The sequence below is a fragment of the Streptomyces sp. NPDC093225 genome (assembly GCF_044753805.1).
GTDB lineage: Bacteria > Actinomycetota > Actinomycetes > Streptomycetales > Streptomycetaceae > Streptomyces.
Map to the genome: position 1 here is coordinate 14,339 of NZ_JBIVNX010000015.1, position 16,182 is coordinate 30,520.

The following is a 16,182-nucleotide window of genomic DNA, read 5'->3' on the forward strand; positions in this document are numbered from 1 at the left end:
GAAGCCTTACAAAGGAGACGGACCCCATGGCCGGCAGCGGAGCTGTCACCCGCAACACACTTCGCCAGCAGATCGCGGACGCGCTGCGGGACGAGGTGCTCGCGGGGCGCCTGCCCCCCGGCACCGAGTTCACGGTCAAGCAGATCGCCGAGCAGTACGAGGTGTCCGCGACCCCCGTGCGCGAGGCCCTGGTCGACCTCTCCGCGCAGGGGCTGCTCGAATCCGTGCAGCACCGCGGGTTCCGGGTACGGGTGATCACGCTCGCGGACTTCCGCGGCATGGTCGAGGCCCGCACCCTGATCGTGGACGGCATCTTCCGCCGCCTCGCCGAGCGCGGCTCCGGCCCGGGCTCGAGCGAGGCCCTGGTGTCGGTGCGCCGCCGGGCCGACGAGGCCCGCCGGGCCGCCGCCAGCGGGTCGCTGGAGGTGCTGATCGGGTACGACCTGCGGTTCTGGCGGGAGCTGAGCGGGCTGGTCGGCAACACGTACATCACGGAGTTCCTGCACCGGATCCGGGTCCAGTGCTGGGTCTTCGCCGTCCCGCACCTGCTGCGCGACGCCAGGGCCCGCCAGGACCTGTGGTGCCGGCACGGCGAGCTGGTCGACGCCGTGACCCGTGGGGACGCGGAGGAGGTCCGGCACCTCGTGCACGACTACAACCAGCACGGTCTGGACTGGGCCGCCGGACTGGAAGCGGCGGCGGACTCGTGAGCGCCGACGCCCGGCCCGTGCCCGCCGCCCCCGCCTCCTGGCTCGGCGCCGTCGACCTCAGCGTGGTCGTCCCCGCGTACAACGAGGAAGACCGCATCGGCCCCACCCTGGAGGCCCTGCGCGCCCACCTCGACGCCCACGTCGGTACCGGTGCCGGGGCCTGGGAGCTGATCGTCGCCGACGACGGCTCCACCGACCGCACCGCCGAGCTGGTCACCGCCGCCGCGGCCGCCGAGCCGCGCATCCGCCTGGTCTCCGCCGAGCGCAACAGGGGCAAGGGCGACGCGCTGCGCCGCGGGGTGCTGGCCTCGGGCGGCCGCCGCGTCCTGCTGACGGACGCCGACCTGGCCACCCCCATCGAGGAGCTCGACCACCTCGAGAAGGCCCTCACGGAGCCGCACGTCGCCGCCGCGATCGGCTCGCGCGCCCACCCCGACTCCCGCATCGAGCACCACCAGAGCCGGCTGCGCGAGCTGCTCGGGCGGGCCGGCAACCGCCTGATACGAGCGGTCGCCGTGCCCGGCATCCGCGACACCCAGTGCGGCTTCAAGCTCCTCGACGGCGACCGGGCCCGGGCCGCGTTCGCCGCCTCCCGCCTGGACGGCTGGGGCATCGACGTCGAGATCCTCCAGTACTTCCGGCGCCAGGGCTGGCCCGTGGCCGAGGTGCCGGTGCGCTGGTCGCACCAGGAGGGCTCGAAGGTCCGCCCCGGCGACTACCTGAAGGTGCTCGGCGAGCTGGCCCGCCTCAAGGCCGGCGCGCTGGCCGTGGCGGGGCTGTACCTGCTCGGCTCGCTGCTGCTCTACAAGGGGCTGTGGGCGGACCTCGGCACGAGCTACCTCGCCGACGCCGGCCAGGACCAGAACCAGTGGGAGTGGTTCTTCGCGGTCACCGCGGACAACGTCTCTCACCTGCGCAATCCGCTCTTCAGCGACCTCCAGGGCATGCCCGACGGGGTCAACCTGATGGCGAACACGGTGATGCTCGGCCTGTCCGTGCCGCTCACCCCGGTCACCCTCGCCCTCGGCCCCGCCGTGACCTGGGCGCTGGTGCTGACCCTGGGCCTGGCGGGGACGGCCCTGGCCTGGTTCTGGCTGATCCGCCGCTGGCTCGTCGGCGGCCGGTGGCCGGCCGCCCTCGGCGGGGCGCTGGCGGCCTTCGCGCCGCCGATGGTCTCGCACGCCAACGCCCACCCGAACTTCTGCGTGCTGTTCATGATCCCGCTGATCGTGGACCGCGCGCTGCGGCTGTGCGCCCCCGGCCACGCCCGCCGGCCGGTCCGGGACGGGGTGCTGCTGGGGCTGTTCTCGGCGTACCAGGTCTTCCTGGGGGAGGAACCGTTCCTCCTGGCCGCCGTCGGCATGCTGCTCTTCGCGGTCTCGTACGCCGTCGTCGCCCCGGCCGCCGCCCGCGCCGCCGTGCGGCCCCTGGCCAAGGGCCTGGGCATCGCCGCGCTGGTCGCGGTGCCGATCGTCGCGTTCCCCCTGTGGTGGCAGTTCTTCGGCCCGCAGAGCTACCACTCGGTGCTGCACGGCGACGCGGCCGGCAACAGTCCGCGCGCCTTCGTCGAGTACGCCCAGCGCTCCTTCTTCGGCGACGAGGCGCAGGCCGACAAGCTGGCCCTGAACCGCACCGAGCAGAACGCGTTCTACGGCTGGCCGCTCCTCGCGCTCTGCGCCGGCATCGCGTTCTGGCAGTGGCGGCGCCCGGCCGTGAAGGCCCTGAGCGTCACCGCCGCCGTGGCCGCCTGGCTCTCGCTGGGGCAGCGCATCGGCATCCCCGGCACGGACCTCGTGGTGCCGGGGCCCTGGCGGCTGCTCGCCCACCAGCCGCTGTTCGAGTCCGTGATCGAGGGCCGGGTGGGCATGGTCTGCGCCGCGCCGCTCGCGATGCTCGTCGCCGTCGGGGCGGACCGGATCCGGAGCTTCCCGGTGGCGCGGGAGCGCACCCTCGCGCTGCTCGTGGTGGCCGCCGCGCTGCTGCCGATCGTGCCCACCCCGTTCCCCGTGCGCGACCGGGCGCCGGTTCCGCAGTTCATCGCCGACGGCACCTGGCGCCGGTACCTCCCGGCGGACCGCACCCTGGTCCCGATCCCGGTGCCGGACCCCGGCGCCGCGGACGCGCTGCACTGGCAGGTCGAGGCGGGCATGGGCTTCAAGATGCCCGGCGGGTACTTCAACGGCCCGTGGGGCCCCGAGCGCATGGGCATCTACGGCGCCACCCCGCGCTGGACCTCGAACCTCCTCTCCGACGTCCGGGGCGGCAAGGAACCCCCGACCATCGGCCAGGAGTGGCGGGACCAGGCCCGGCGGGACCTGCGCTGGTGGAAGGCGGGCCTGCTGGTGCTGCCGCAGGACCAGGAGCGCGCGCAGGTGCTGCGCGACACCGTCACCAAGCTGGTCGGCCGGCCGCCGGAGCGGGTCACCGACGTATGGATCTGGAAGGGCCCGTTCCGCTAGGCCGTCCCCCTCGACCGGGGACGGCCGGCCCGGCCCGGTCCTCCGTACGGGCCACCCGCCCGCGGGGCGGCACCGTGCGGACCGGCACCGGGGCCGGTTCCGGTCTCCACCGACCCCTTCGCGCAGGGTGCGTGGCGCACTACCCTGAGGCGACCGGCGGACGAAAGATGGGAGCCCGTGTGGCCTGTGACCTGTGGTTGGTCCCCCTTGTCGACGTGCTGTGCCACAGCCCCGACAACCCCTTCGCGGAAGAGATCGCCGCCTACGACAACGCGCTGGGCGAGGCCGGCCTGCCACCGGTGCCCGTGTTCGCGTACATGCCCGGCCTGTCCGGGGACGTGGCCCCCGTCGCCGGCTTCGACTACGACGCCCTGCACTTCCTGCGCCGGGCGTACCTGCTGCAGGTCTGCGGACTGCCGGTGACGCCGGTGGACGAGCTGGGCGGCGACTACGAGCAGCTGCTGGAGATGTTCGAGCCCACCGCGCAGCAGTCGCACCTGGTCTGGCACTACGACCACGCCGGCGCGTACGTGCCGGTGGACTTCCCGGTGCCGCTGGCGAACGAGGAGCTGCTCGCGGGCGGCGGCCCGCTGGGCTCCGCGCACGGTCTGCTGCGCGAGCTGCAGTTCGTCGCGCCGGCCATCGGCATCGACCCGGCCAACCCGCCGGCGCCGCCCGCGCCCCCGGGCCGCCCCACGTCCCTCGAGGAGCCGGCGGGGCCCATTCCGTACGACGAGAGCCCGTTCGCGCGGGAGCGGCACGTGTGGCTGGGCCTGCACGCGGCCGCCACCAGGAGCCTGGGTCAGGGCTCGATGATCATCTTCAGCTGAGCGGCTGCGGCCGGGGTGGTGCGGACGGCGCCCGCCCCGGCCGTCAGCGCGGCTGCTCGGGCGGGCGCTGGCGCGGCATGTTCGGCCGGGTCCCCGGCGGCAGCGGGAAGCGGGCCGGCTGCGGGCCGCCCTCCGGCCGTGCCGAGACCGCGCCGATCGACTGCGTCACCAGCGGAGCCGGACCGGAGCGGAACTCCACCATCCAGTCCGCCGTCTCGGAGCGCACCAGCTCCGTCACGTCCTCGGAGAACCGCCGCAGCACGGTCAGGCAGCGCTCCGCCGCCTCGCTCGCCGTGCCCTCCGTCGGCCCGAGGACCTCGCGCACGTTCTCCGAGGCCCAGTCGAACTGGAGCGTCTGCAGGCGCCGCTGCACCGCCTGCGCGGTGGCCACGTCCCGCATCCATCCCGAGGTGAGGCCGAAGAACCGGTCGCAGGCCAGTGCCGCCGCGGCCAGCAGCAGGGCGAGGTAGCCGTACGAGGCCCCGTCGGCCAGCAGCCCGGTCAGCTCCGTCAGCGGCAGCATCGCCCCCGTCACCGCGCCCGCCGCGGCCGCTCCGCGCAGTACCCGGGCCCCGCGCCGCTTCCAGGCGCGGTCCGCCAGGTACCACTCGGCGGTGCGCAGGGCATCGGCCTCGACCCACCGGTAGAGCTCGTCCAGGCGTTCCGCGGGCTCGCCCCAGTCGCCCAGCGGGAACGGGCGGCCGGTGAGGTCCTCGGGCTTCGGGCCGCCCTCCTCCCGCGGGTCCCGGGGCGGCCCCTCGGGCTGCATTTCCGGCTGGCTCACCCGGCACTCCCTCTGCCTGCGCTGACGTGACGGTGGTGCGTGTGACCGCGGTGCGCGCAAGCGCGTGCCGGCACGGCGGCGCACGCCTCGCGTGGTGCGTGGTGCGCGTGACCGGGCCTGGACGGTCGCGGGACGGTCCGAACGCAACGATCGGCCGTGACCGCAATGATGCGACAGCCCTTCCTACCGTCGAACGGCGGGGTATGGGCAACGAATCACGGGAATTCCGCCCGCAAGGAGGTGTCGATCGGGCACGGGGACGGCCCGACCTTCACTCGAAAGAGTTGGTCCTCACGGCGTAGGGCGCGCCGCGCGGGGAGCACGTAGGCTCGGTTTGACCGCAAGAGACAGGAGCGAGTGACCGTGATTCCCGGTGGTGGGCAGCCCAACATGCAGCAGCTGCTCAAGCAGGCCCAGAAGATGCAGCAGGACCTCGCCAAGGCCCAGGAGGCGCTGGCCGCCACCGAGGTCGAGGGTCAGGCCGGCGGCGGCCTCGTCACCGCCACGGTGACGGGCTCCGGCGAGCTGCGGGCCCTCGTGATCGACCCCAAGGCGGTGGACCCGGAGGACACCGAGACCCTCGCCGACCTGGTCGTCGCGGCGGTGCAGGCGGCGAACGAGAACGCCCAGGCGCTGCAGCAGGAGAAGCTCGGGCCGCTGGCCCAGGGCCTCGGCGGCGGCTCGGGCATCCCGGGTCTGCCGTTCTGACCCTTTCCGGCACTACCGTCGTACCCCTGAAGCAGCACCGAAAGAAGGCAGAGTCCGTTGTACGAAGGCGTGGTCCAGGACCTGATCGACGAACTGGGCAGGCTGCCCGGTGTCGGGCCCAAGAGCGCCCAGCGGATCGCCTTCCACGTGCTGCAGGCCGAGCCCGCGGACGTGCGCCGGCTGGCGCACGCGCTGCTGGAGGTCAAGGAGAAGGTCCGCTTCTGCGCGGTGTGCGGGAACGTCGCGCAGGAGGAGCAGTGCGGCATCTGCCGCGACCCGCGCCGGGACCTGTCGGTGATCTGCGTGGTGGAGGAGCCCAAGGACGTGGTCGCCATCGAGCGGACCCGTGAGTTCCGGGGCAAGTACCACGTCCTGGGCGGGGCCATCAGCCCCATCGAGGGCGTCGGCCCGGACGACCTGCGCATCCGCGAGCTCCTCGCGCGGCTGGCCGACGGCGCGGTCACGGAGCTGATCCTGGCCACGGACCCGAACCTGGAGGGCGAGGCCACCGCCACCTACCTCGCCCGGATGATCAAGCCGATGGGCCTCAAGGTCACCCGCCTGGCCAGCGGACTCCCCGTCGGGGGAGATCTGGAGTACGCGGACGAGGTCACGCTCGGGCGGGCCTTTGAAGGAAGGCGACTACTCGATGTCTGACGCAACCCTGCACGCCGTGGGCCAGGATCCGGGCGACTTCGCCGTCCAGATCGCCGATTCCGTCGAGTCCTTCATCGTCGCGGTCACCGAGGTGGCCAAGGGCGAGGACCCCGACAGCGCGGTGCCCTTCCTGCTGCTGGAGGTCTCCCAGCTGCTGCTGGCCGGCGGGCGGCTGGGTGCGCACGAGGACGTCCTGCCCGACGAGCGGTACGAGCCGGACCTCGGGCCCGAGGCCGACGTGGACGACCTGCGCGAGCGGTACGCGGTCCTGCTGGACCCGGTGGACGTCTACTCCGAGGTCTTCGACCCGTACGAGCCGCGCAAGGCGCCGGTCGCGCACCGGCTGTCCGACGACATGGCGGACATCGTGAGCGACCTGCGGCACGGGCTGGCCCACTACCGGTCGGGCCGGGTCACCGAGGCGCTGTGGTGGTGGCAGTTCTCGTACTTCACCAACTGGGGACCGACGGCCTCGGCCGCCCTGCGCGCGCTGCAGTCGGTCGTGGCGCACGTACGGCTGGACCAGCCGCTGGAGGACCTGCACGGACTGGACACCGACGAGGACCTGGCCGAGGACGACCTCGTGGAGCAGGCCGGCCGGGTCATGGCGGAGGAGATCGCCGGTCCGCTCGGGGTGAAGGGCCGCTGAACGCGCCCGGAGCCCCCGACGCCCACTTGGTGAAGATCGGATCTCATGATGTGACACGCCCGGATCGCCATCCGGTCCCTCGTTAGACTGGTCCGGACCGTCGAGGGCGGTCGTACCGCAGTAATGGACCGAGCGAGGAGCGCACGTGGGCCTTGTCGTGCAGAAGTACGGAGGCTCCTCCGTAGCCGATGCCGAGGGCATCAAGCGCGTCGCCAAGCGGATCGTGGACGCCAAGAAGAACGGCCACCAAGTGGTCGTCGTGGTGTCGGCGATGGGCGACACGACGGACGAGCTGATCGAACTCGCCGAGCAGGTATCTCCGATGCCGACCGGGCGTGAATTCGACATGCTGCTGACCGCCGGAGAGCGGATCTCCATGGCCCTGCTGGCCATGGCGATCAAAAACCTGGGCCACGAGGCCCAGTCGTTCACCGGTAGCCAGGCAGGTGTGATCACCGACTCGGTCCACAACAAAGCCCGCATCATCGACGTCACGCCCGGCCGCATCCGCACCGCGCTGGACGAGGGCAACATCGCCATCGTCGCCGGATTCCAGGGCGTGTCGGCGGACTCGAAGGACATCACCACCCTCGGCCGCGGCGGCTCGGACACCACGGCCGTCGCGCTGGCCGCGGCGCTGGACGCCGAAGTGTGCGAGATCTACACCGACGTGGACGGCGTGTTCACCGCCGACCCGCGCGTGGTGAAGAAGGCCCGGAAGATCGACTGGATCTCCTCCGAGGACATGCTGGAGCTGGCGGCCTCCGGCTCCAAGGTGCTGCTGCACCGCTGCGTCGAGTACGCGCGCCGCTACAACATCCCGATCCACGTCCGCTCGTCCTTCTCCGGACTGCGCGGCACCTGGGTCAGCAACGAGAAGCCCGCAGAACTGCAAGGGGACGAGCAGGTGGAGCACGCCATCATCTCCGGAGTCGCCCACGACGTCTCCGAGGCCAAGGTCACGGTCGTCGGCGTCCCGGACAAGCCGGGCGAGGCCGCGGCGATCTTCCAGGCGATCGCCGACGCCGAGATCAACATCGACATGATCGTGCAGAACGTGTCGGCCGCGTCGACCGGTCTGACCGACATCTCCTTCACCCTCCCCAAGACCGAGGGCTCCAAGGCCATCGACGCCCTGGAGAAGGCCAAGGAGGCCATCGGCTTCGAGTCCCTGCGCTACGACGACCAGATCGGCAAGATCTCCCTCGTCGGTGCGGGCATGAAGACCAACCCGGGCGTCACCGCCTCCTTCTTCACCGCGCTGTCCGACGCGGGCGTGAACATCGAGCTGATCTCCACCTCGGAGATCCGGATCTCGGTCGTCACCCGCCAGGACGACGTCAACGAGGCCGTCCGCGCGGTGCACACCGCGTTCGGCCTGGACTCCGACAGCGACGAGGCCGTCGTCTACGGAGGCACCGGGCGATGACCCCCACCCGGTCCGCCCCGGCGCTCGCCGTCGTCGGGGCGACCGGAGCGGTCGGTTCCGTCCTGCTCCAGATCCTGTCCCAGCGCGCGGACGTCTGGGGCGGCATCCGCCTGATCGCCTCGTCCCGATCGGCCGGCCGCCGGCTGGCCGTCCGGGGCGAGGAGACCGAGGTGCTCGCGCTCACCGAGGACGCCTTCGACGGACTCGGGCCGGGCGACGTGGTGGTCTTCGTGACCCCTGACGAGGTCTCCGCCCGCTGGGCCCCGCTCGTCGCCGCGCGCGGGGCGTGTGCGGTCGACCAGTCCGGGGCCTTCCGCACGGACCCCGACGTCCCCCTGGTGGTCCCCGAGCTCAACCCGTCCGCCGCGCACTACCGGCCCCGCGGCATCGTGTCCGGGCCCGGCTGCGCCACCCTCGCCCTCGCCGTCGCGGTGGCCCCCCTCCACGCCGAACTGGGCCTGACGGGCCTGACGGCGTCCTCGTACCAGGCGGTGAGCGCCGCCGGCCGCGCCGGGGTGGCCGCGCTGCGCCGGCAGCTCGCGGTGGTCGCCCGTACCGACGGCCTGGGCGAGCAGTCCGGGGACGTGCGCCGGGCCGTCGGCGACGACCTGGGCCCGTTCGCGGCACCGCTGGCGCTCAACGTCGTGCCCTGGTCCGGGACTCCGGCCGGTGACGGCTGGTCGTCCGAGGAGATGGCCGTACGCGCCGAGACGCGCAAGGTGCTCGGGCTCGACGCGCTGCCGGTGTCCGTCACCTGCGTCCGCGTCCCCGTCGTGACCGGCCACTCCCTGTCCGTACGGGCCGTCTTCGAGGCCGAGGTGGACGTGGCCCGGGCGCACGAGATCCTCGCGGCCGCGCCGGGCGTGGTGCTGGTCGACGATCCCGAGACGGGGGAGTTCCCGACACCCGCGGACGCGGTGGGTACGGATCCGGCCTGGGTGGGGCGGGTGCGCCGGTCGCTGGACGATCCGCACGGACTGGAATTCTTCGTTTCCATGGACAATCTGCGCAAGGGGGCCGCCCTGAACGCGGCCCACATCGCGGAACTGCTCGCCGCCGAAAGCGCGTCCGCATAAAGGACGGCCTGGCCGAGGCGCGATCCTGTGCTCCTTTGTAGGATCTGTGTGATCCCTGATCAAGGTGCCGGCCCGACTGCCGCCGGATAAATGGGGCAATTGGGAAGAGTGGTTGCGCATGAGGGTTTTCGACCCGCCGTCAAATATGGCGCCCGATGCGTACAACCCTGACGGGGGAATGCGTGTCCAACTGGCGTGGCAGAGGTCCTCGATATCGCATACGCACCGGTACGCAGCACGATCGTGGCGCCGCTCAGGCGACCCCGAATGCCCGGCGGGATGCCCGTGATGGCACCTGTGCCCTCCACCCGGTCGGGCCTCGTGCCGGCACCGCGTGAGAGCGCCGAGGGCACCACGAACGCGGATGCCGTGACGGCCGGCACCACCGTCGACCACCTCACCGAGACCTACCGCGCGCACTACCGCTCGCTGCTCGGCCTCGCCGCCCTCCTCCTGGACGACACCGCCTCCTGCGAGGACGTGGTGCAGGAGGCGTTCATCCGGGTGCACTCGGCGCGCAGCCGGGTCCGCGACCCCGAGAAGACCCTGGCGTACCTCAGACAGACCGTGGTCAACCTGTCCCGCTCGGCGCTGCGCCGGCGCATCCTCGGCCTCAAGCTCCTGTCGAAGCCGATGCCCGACATGGCCAGCGCCGAGGAGGGCGCGTACGACCAGCTGGAGCGGGACGCGCTGATCCGCGCCATGAAGGGCCTGCAGCGCCGCCAGCGCGAGGTGCTGGTGCTGCGCTACTTCGCGGACATGACGGAGGCGCAGGTCGCCGAGACCCTCGGGATATCCCTGGGGTCGGTCAAGGCCTACGGGTCCCGCGGCATCGCGGCCCTGCGCGTGTCGATGGAGGCCACGTCATGAGCCGGACCGGCCCCCCGGCCCTTCCGCCGTCCCCGGAACCGACTCCCGGCGGACCGACTCCCGGCGAACCGAACCCCAGCGAACCGAACCCGAGCGAGAGCGGCACCGTGAACGCGAGCAACAGCCCCGGTCCCGGCCCCGAGAGCGAGCTGGACCTGCGCGGCCTGCTGCAAGGTGCCGTGGCGGACCTGGAACCCGCCGACGGTGCGCTGGACCGGCTGCGGGTCGCGGTCCCCAGGCGCCGGGCCCGCAAGCGGCAGGCCCTCGTCGGAGCCGCGGCCGCACTGCTCGTGGGCGCGGCGCTGCCGGCCTTCTTCCGCGTCGCGCAGACCCCCGACGACTCCGGTGTCGACCACTCCGCCATGGCGGGCCACGGCGAGAAGACCCGGACCGGCCCCGGCGGCACGACCGATCCCGACCTGACCGGACCCGGTGTCCACGGGCCCTCGACGTGGCCCACCACCCGCGTGTCGAACGGCAAGGGCAAGGGCTCCAAGCACCACACCGGCAAGGGGCGCGGGACCGGCCCGGGTACCTCCGGCGGCTCCGACGGCGGTTCCGGCGACGGCGGCACGGGCTCGGGAGGCCTCGGCGTGGACCCGAACCGTCCCGCCTCCGTTCCGCCCGGGACCCCGGCCTGCCAGGCGGACCAGCTCGGCGTCGCGGTGGAGGACGCCCGGACGCCCGACGCCGACGGCAAGGTCTACGGCACCTTCCGCATCACGAACGTCTCGCAGAACAAGTGCGTGGTCGGCGGCGGGTCCGTGAGCGCGCTCGGTGCCGGCCAGAAGGCCGTCACCGTCCTCGACCACACCGCGGGCGACGCGGCCCCCGGCCTGCCGGACCCGTCCCAGGAGATCGCGCAGCTGATGCTGCGGCCCAACGACGGGTACGAGGTGCGGTTCGCCTGGGTGCCTGCGCAGGCCTGCCCCACCCCGGACCCGACCCCCGGTGCCTCCCCCTCGGGCGGTACGACGGACGGCGGTACCGACGGGTCCACGGATCCCGACCCGCTGGAGGACGGCGCCACGCCGTCGGACGGGGACGTGGACGCGGCCCCGGACACGACCACCGCGGAGCCGGGCTCGGTGCAGGTCACGCACGTCGCGGAGCCGGGTGCCCCGGTGGCCTCGGCCACGATCCCGAACGCCTGCTCCGGCACGGTCTACCGCACCGGCATCCTCCCGGCCCCGCCCGCGTTCGAGTGACCCGCGACGCCCGCCGGGCGCCGCGGGTCAGCCCACCGGCTGCTGCGCCGGCTCGGCCAGCAGGCCCGCCTCGGCGTCGCGCCGGGCCTCCACCTCGCGGCGGTAGAGCCGGAACCACATGAACAGCACGAAGGCCGCGAAGACGAACCACTCCCCGGTGTAGCCGAGGTTCTGGAAGGCCTTCAGGTCCAGGCCGGTGTCGGCCGGCGCCACCGCCGGTACGGGCGTGAGCCCCGCCGAGGCCGTCGGCACCGTCAGCCACGCGTTGTACAGCTCGTACGGCACGAGGTTCACCAGCGAGGCCGCCGCGATCACGCCCAGCTGCCCGGCCGGCAGGCCGCCCTCCGCGTGCACGCCCGGCGAGGTGGAGGTCTCCGACGCCTGGAGCGCGCCCGTCACCGTCACCCGGCCCGCCGGAGCCGCGGGGCCCGTGCCCTGCGCGGGGCCGGGACGCCAGCCGCGCACGACCGGGACCGCCCTGCCGCCGGCCGTCTTCAGGAGCGTCAGCACGTAGTGCCCGGTGCGCCCGTCGAGCGTCCGGTCCGGTACCAGGAACTGGTCGGCGTACGTACCCGTGACGCTCGCCAGCCGGCCCGAGGTCCTCTTGTCCACCGGCAGCAGCGTGTCCAGCGGCTCGGCCGTCTGCTCGGTGACCGGCCGGGCGGACGCGGCCTCGCGGTGGCTGTCGACGCGGTCCTCGAACCGGCCGAGCTGCCAGGAGCCCATGAACAGGCAGAAGGGGACGGCCAGCACGACGAAGAGGTTGATCCCCCACCAACGCGGGGTCAGCAGAAACCGGTGCACCCCTCCACGGTACGGGGGGCGCACCGGCTCACCGGCGCCGGGTCTGCGGCGCCCACCCGGTGCGCGGACCGTCACCGGACGGGTGTTTCACGTGAAACACCCGTCCGGTGGCGGAGCGTCACCGCGGGCCGGGCGTGGCGGTCACCGCGGCAGGTGCGCGAGCGCGAACTCGATCTCCATCCGCAGCTGCTTGATGCGCTCCTCGACGACCAGCGAACCGTGCCCGGCGTCGTAGCGGTACACCTCGTGCACCGCCCCGCGCGCGGCCAGCCGGTCCACGTAGTTGTCGATCTGCCGGATCGGGCAGCGCGGGTCGTTCACGCCGGCCGCGATGTAGACGGGAGCGCGGACGGCGTCGACGTACGTCAGCGGGGACGAGGCCGTGAAACGGTCGGGGACCTCCTCGGGGGTGCCGCCGAACAGGGTCCGGTCCAGCGCCTTCAGCGCCTCCATCTCGTCGTGGTACGCCGTCACGTAGTCCGCCACCGGTACCGCCGCCAGCCCGACCGCCCAGGCCTCCGGCTGCGTACCGAGGCCGAGCAGCGTCAGGTAGCCGCCCCAGGAACCGCCCGAGAGCACCAGCCGGCGCGGGTCCGCCAGCCCCGCCGCCACCGCCCACTCCCGTACGGCGTCGATGTCCTCCAGCTCGATCAGGCCGACCCGGTGCTTGAGGGCGTCGGTCCACTCCCGCCCGTAGCCGGTGGACCCGCGGTAGTTGACGCGGACCACGGCGAACCCGTGGTCGAGCCAGGCCGCCGGACCCGCCCCGAAGGCATCGCTGTCGTGCCAGGTCGGGCCGCCGTGGATCTCGAAGACCGTCGGGAACGGGCCCTCGCCGTCCACCGGGCGCTGCACGAGCGCGTGGATGCGGCCGCCCGGGCCGTCGACCCACGCGTCCTCCACCGGCCGCGAGCCGGGGGCCTTCATGCCGGGCGCCTCCAGGACGACGCCGCCGGTGGTCGACCGTACCGAGGACGGCTGCGCGGCCGAGGACCACAGGTACTCGACGGTGCCGTCCGGGCGGGCCGTGGCGCCCGAGACCGTGCCCGCGGGGGTGTCCACGCGGGCCAGCCCGCCGTCGGCGAGCTCGTAGCGCCACAGTTCGCTGCGTGCCTCGAAGCTGTGCTCGATCAGCAGGGCGGAGCCGTCCGGATACCACTCGGCGCTCAGGTCGCCTGGCAGACCGAGGACCAGGTCGGTCTGGTCGCCGGTGGCCACGTCCCAGACCATCGGCTCCCAGCGGCCGCGCCGCTGGTGGCCGATCAGCAGTCGGGTGTCGCCGGCGACGGGGGCGAAGCCCAGCACCTCCAGGCCCAGTTCCTCGGTGCCGCCGGCGGTGTCGTCGAGCTCGGCCACGGTCGACCCGTCGAGGCGCAGCACGCGCAGCGCGGAGTGCATGGCGTCGCCGTGCTCGGTGTGCTCGACGGCGAGCAGGGTGCCGTCGCGGGAGAGGTCGCCGACGCCCGCGGACTCGCGGTGCCGGTAGATCTCCACCGGCGCCCGGTCCGGGCGCCAGACGTGGATCGTCGAGCCGTCCTCGTCGGTGGAGCGGCCCACCACCGCGCTGCCGTCACGGCCGATCGCCAGGCCGGCGGGGAAGGAGGGCGCGAGGCCGGGGGTGGCGGGCTCGTCGGGGCCGCCCCCGAAGGGCTGGCGCAGCCAGACGCCGAACTCGTCGCCGTCGGTGTCCGAGAACCACCAGATCCACTCGCCGTCGGGGGAGAGGGTGCCGTCGGTCGTGCCGTTGGGGCGGTCCGTGGCCCGGCGTCGGGCGCCGGTGGCCCGGTCCCAGGCGTAGAGCTCGAACGTGCCCGTGGCGTTGGAGACGAAGAGGGAGCGGTCGGGAGCGTCCTCGGCCCACTCCGGGAGGCCGACGCGCGGGGCGCGGAAGCGCTTCTCCCAGTCCGGCATGGTCGTGTCATCGGTGGTCATGGGCCCATTGTGTCCGCTGCGGACGGGCGGGCCGGGCCGACCGGAGGGCCCGGACTTACTCCCAGGCGGTGGTGGACTGGGAGGCGGAGACCGCGGCGGCCCGGACGAGGTGGGTGCGAAGCATGGTGTGGTCCTTTTCGGGAGTCGGAACGTGCTGGACGCCTTCCGGAGCCACGTCCCGCGGTGACGCTTCCTCCGGTGTCCCGGCCGGGCCGCTGTCGCTGGCCCCTTCCGGTGTTCACTAGCTTCGTCGCAGGTCAGGACGGTCGGAAGGGCTTCCGGCTGGACGGAAACGGTCCTGGACGATTCCGTCCAGCGGGGCTGGGGCCGGGGCCGGGGCCGGGGCCGGCGGGGACGGTCTCCAGCAGCCGCTCGTAGTACGGCGCGACCAGCGGGGCACCGACCCGCCCCACCGCCCAGCCGCGCAGCGCCGGCAGCTCCCGCAGGGCGCGCCGGCACAGCGCCGCCGTACGGTCCTCCGCCTCGCGCAGGCTGCCGGCCAGCACGTAGACCCCGAGCACCGGGTCCGGCCGGGCGTCGGGGTGGGCGCTCACGTGCTCCACCGGGGTGTCGGACCGCGCCAGTGCGCGCACCGCGTCGGCGCAGTCGGAGGGGAGTCGGTCGGCCGCCGAGGGGGCGCGGAGAGCGGCGTGGATGAGGTACATGCACGCACTGTGCCCAAGCCCGGCTCGCGTGCACATAGTGGCAAGCTGGACACTTCGGGCCCCGGCCGGAACCGTCCACACCGCTGGTCCCGCCGCGGGACGCGTGCGACGATGCGTACGACCTTGATCAATTAACGCTCGCAGGAACGAACCGCAGGGCTCACACGGGGGGAACCGCTGTGCTCGCCACTCTTGGCCTCGACGCGACGGCAGAGGCCGTCTACCGCACCATGCTGGCCCATCCGGACGAGGGGGTACTGGCCCTCGCCGACCGGCTGGGCGCCTCCGAGGACGCCGTCCGGCGCAGCCTGGACACCCTGAGCGAACTGGCCCTGGTCCGGCCGTCGTACGAACGCCAGGGGCAGCTGCGCGCGGTGTCGCCGGACATCGGCATGGAACTCCTCATGGCCCGCCAGCAGGCCGAGCTGGCGGCCCAGCAGCAGCGCATCGAGGCCTCGCGGGCCGCCGCGACCCAGCTCATCGCCGAGTTCGCGGACCTCTCGCCGACCTCGGCCAGCCCCGGGGTGGAACAGCTCGTGGGCCTCGACGCGATCCGCGACCGGATCTCGACCCTGGCCCGCGAGGTCCGCGGCGAGCTCATGACCTTCGCGCCCGGCGGCGGCCACCGCCCCGAGAGCCTGGAGGCCTCGAAGCCGAACGACCTCGCGCTGCTCGACCGCGGCGTGCGGATGCGCTCGCTCTTCCTCGACAGCGTCCGCAACAGCCAGGGCACCGTGGCCTACGCGACCTGGCTCACCGAGCTCGGCGGCGAGGTCCGCACCGCGCCGGAGCTGGCCACCCGGCTGATCATCTTCGACCGGTCCACCGCCGTCATCCCCGTCAGCAGCGACGACAGCGCCGCCGGCGCGGTGGTCCTGACGGGCCAGGGCACGCTCACCGCGCTGTGCGCCCTCTTCGACACGGTCTGGTCCGCGGCCACCCCGCTCGGCGTCCCCTCCGCCCCGAAGGACGAGGGCACCCTGACGGCCCAGGAGAACACCGTCATCCGACTGCTCTCCCAGGGCCTGACGGACGAGGCCATCGCCAAGCGGCTCGGCGTCTCCCCGCGCACCGCCCGACGGTTCGCGAACGACCTGATGGACCGTCTGAACGCTCGCAGTCGCTTCGAGTTCGGCGTCCGCGCCGTCCAGCGCGGCTGGCTCCCCCACGCGGAGTAGCCCCCCGGCCCGGCGCTGTCGTACGCCCCGCCGAGATCGCCGGGCGGGTCGTCCCCGCCCGGCGCCGGCGCAACGGCCGACGGGGCGGGGCCGGGCGGCGCGGGAGGAGGGAAGGAGGCGTGGTCGTGCAGGTGACCCCGCCCGGCCCGCCCCACCCGAAGGCCGTCGGAAATGCAGGAAGGGCCTGATCCACTCAGTGGATCAGGCCCTTCCTGGTCTTACT

At 73.4% G+C, this 16,182-nt stretch carries 15 protein-coding genes; 11 read left to right on the forward strand and 4 right to left on the reverse strand.

The genetic code is table 11. The features are described from left to right. Positions 1-26 precede the first annotated feature (26 nt). The 3 genes from ACIQCH_RS16085 (at position 27) to ACIQCH_RS16095 (ending at position 3,999) form a co-directional block, all read left to right on the forward strand. A complete protein-coding gene (locus ACIQCH_RS16085) occupies positions 27-710 on the forward strand; it encodes a GntR family transcriptional regulator (protein ID WP_402581299.1) in 684 nt (227 codons plus the stop codon). Then, positions 707-3,169: a dolichyl-phosphate beta-glucosyltransferase gene (locus tag ACIQCH_RS16090; RefSeq protein WP_402581300.1), complete on the forward strand. Its 2,463-nt coding sequence runs from the start codon at positions 707-709 to the stop codon at positions 3,167-3,169. Before ACIQCH_RS16085 ends, ACIQCH_RS16090 begins: the two co-directional genes overlap by 4 nt. A 179-nt stretch (positions 3,170-3,348) precedes the next feature. Next, complete coding sequence (locus tag ACIQCH_RS16095; protein ID WP_402581301.1) at positions 3,349-3,999, forward strand: hypothetical protein; 651 nt, start codon at positions 3,349-3,351, stop codon at positions 3,997-3,999. A gap of 43 nt (positions 4,000-4,042) precedes the next feature. On the opposite strand, the gene ACIQCH_RS16100 is transcribed toward ACIQCH_RS16095, so the two are convergent. Continuing rightward, entirely contained in the window at positions 4,043-4,783 is a 741-nt protein-coding gene (locus ACIQCH_RS16100; protein WP_402581302.1) for an SLATT domain-containing protein, read from the reverse strand. A gap of 363 nt (positions 4,784-5,146) precedes the next feature. Between ACIQCH_RS16100 and ACIQCH_RS16105 the strand changes: the two genes are divergently transcribed. From ACIQCH_RS16105 to ACIQCH_RS16135, 7 genes are all read left to right on the forward strand, one after another. Further along, positions 5,147-5,491, forward strand: coding sequence for a YbaB/EbfC family nucleoid-associated protein (locus ACIQCH_RS16105; RefSeq protein WP_030199447.1), 345 nt, complete (start codon positions 5,147-5,149; stop codon positions 5,489-5,491). Positions 5,492-5,548: 57 nt separating this feature from the next. Then, complete coding sequence (recR, locus tag ACIQCH_RS16110) at positions 5,549-6,148, forward strand: recombination mediator RecR (RefSeq protein WP_402581303.1); 600 nt, start codon at positions 5,549-5,551, stop codon at positions 6,146-6,148. Continuing rightward, positions 6,141-6,797: a DUF5063 domain-containing protein gene (locus ACIQCH_RS16115; protein ID WP_402581304.1), complete on the forward strand. Its 657-nt coding sequence runs from the start codon at positions 6,141-6,143 to the stop codon at positions 6,795-6,797. The genes recR and ACIQCH_RS16115 overlap by 8 nt, the downstream gene beginning before the upstream one ends. Positions 6,798-6,942: 145 nt before the next feature. Further along, the gene (locus tag ACIQCH_RS16120) at positions 6,943-8,226 is read left to right on the forward strand and encodes an aspartate kinase (protein ID WP_402581305.1); all 1,284 of its coding nucleotides are present in this window, start codon (positions 6,943-6,945) and stop codon (positions 8,224-8,226) included. Next, positions 8,223-9,302, forward strand: coding sequence for an aspartate-semialdehyde dehydrogenase (locus tag ACIQCH_RS16125; RefSeq protein WP_402581306.1), 1,080 nt, complete (start codon positions 8,223-8,225; stop codon positions 9,300-9,302). The genes ACIQCH_RS16120 and ACIQCH_RS16125 overlap by 4 nt, the downstream gene beginning before the upstream one ends. A 195-nt stretch (positions 9,303-9,497) precedes the next feature. Continuing rightward, complete coding sequence (locus tag ACIQCH_RS16130) at positions 9,498-10,172, forward strand: SigE family RNA polymerase sigma factor (RefSeq protein WP_402581307.1); 675 nt, start codon at positions 9,498-9,500, stop codon at positions 10,170-10,172. Between the two features lie 107 nt (positions 10,173-10,279). Continuing rightward, positions 10,280-11,380, forward strand: a complete 1,101-nt coding sequence (locus tag ACIQCH_RS16135; RefSeq protein ID WP_402581308.1) for a hypothetical protein — start codon at positions 10,280-10,282, stop codon at positions 11,378-11,380. A 27-nt stretch (positions 11,381-11,407) separates the two neighbouring features. Here ACIQCH_RS16135 and ACIQCH_RS16140 read toward each other — a convergent pair whose 3' ends face one another. The 3 genes from ACIQCH_RS16140 to ACIQCH_RS16150 form a co-directional block, all read right to left on the reverse strand. Then, positions 11,408-12,184 (reverse strand): SURF1 family protein, encoded by a 777-nt coding sequence (locus ACIQCH_RS16140; RefSeq protein WP_402581309.1) that lies wholly within the window; start codon positions 12,182-12,184, stop codon positions 11,408-11,410. 141 nt (positions 12,185-12,325) lie between these two features. Further along, complete coding sequence (locus ACIQCH_RS16145) at positions 12,326-14,116, reverse strand: prolyl oligopeptidase family serine peptidase (RefSeq protein ID WP_402581310.1); 1,791 nt, start codon at positions 14,114-14,116, stop codon at positions 12,326-12,328. Between the two features lie 257 nt (positions 14,117-14,373). Continuing rightward, a complete protein-coding gene (locus ACIQCH_RS16150) occupies positions 14,374-14,781 on the reverse strand; it encodes a hypothetical protein (protein WP_402581311.1) in 408 nt (135 codons plus the stop codon). Positions 14,782-14,960: 179 nt separating this feature from the next. On the opposite strand from ACIQCH_RS16150, the gene ACIQCH_RS16155 reads away from it, so the two are divergent. After that, positions 14,961-15,959 (forward strand): LuxR C-terminal-related transcriptional regulator, encoded by a 999-nt coding sequence (locus ACIQCH_RS16155; protein WP_402581312.1) that lies wholly within the window; start codon positions 14,961-14,963, stop codon positions 15,957-15,959. Positions 15,960-16,182 lie beyond the last annotated feature (223 nt).

Excerpts from the sequence above, each read along its gene's own strand:
- ACIQCH_RS16085 (WP_402581299.1), top strand. The coding sequence starts at position 27 with ATGGCCGGCAGCGGAGCTGTCACCCGCAACACACTTCGCCAGCAGATC.
- ACIQCH_RS16125 (WP_402581306.1), top strand. The coding sequence starts at position 8,223 with ATGACCCCCACCCGGTCCGCCCCGGCGCTCGCCGTCGTCGGGGCGACC.
- ACIQCH_RS16150 (WP_402581311.1), bottom strand. The coding sequence starts at position 14,781 with ATGTACCTCATCCACGCCGCTCTCCGCGCCCCCTCGGCGGCCGACCGA.
- ACIQCH_RS16145 (WP_402581310.1), bottom strand. The coding sequence starts at position 14,116 with ATGACCACCGATGACACGACCATGCCGGACTGGGAGAAGCGCTTCCGC.
- ACIQCH_RS16115 (WP_402581304.1), top strand. The coding sequence starts at position 6,141 with ATGTCTGACGCAACCCTGCACGCCGTGGGCCAGGATCCGGGCGACTTC.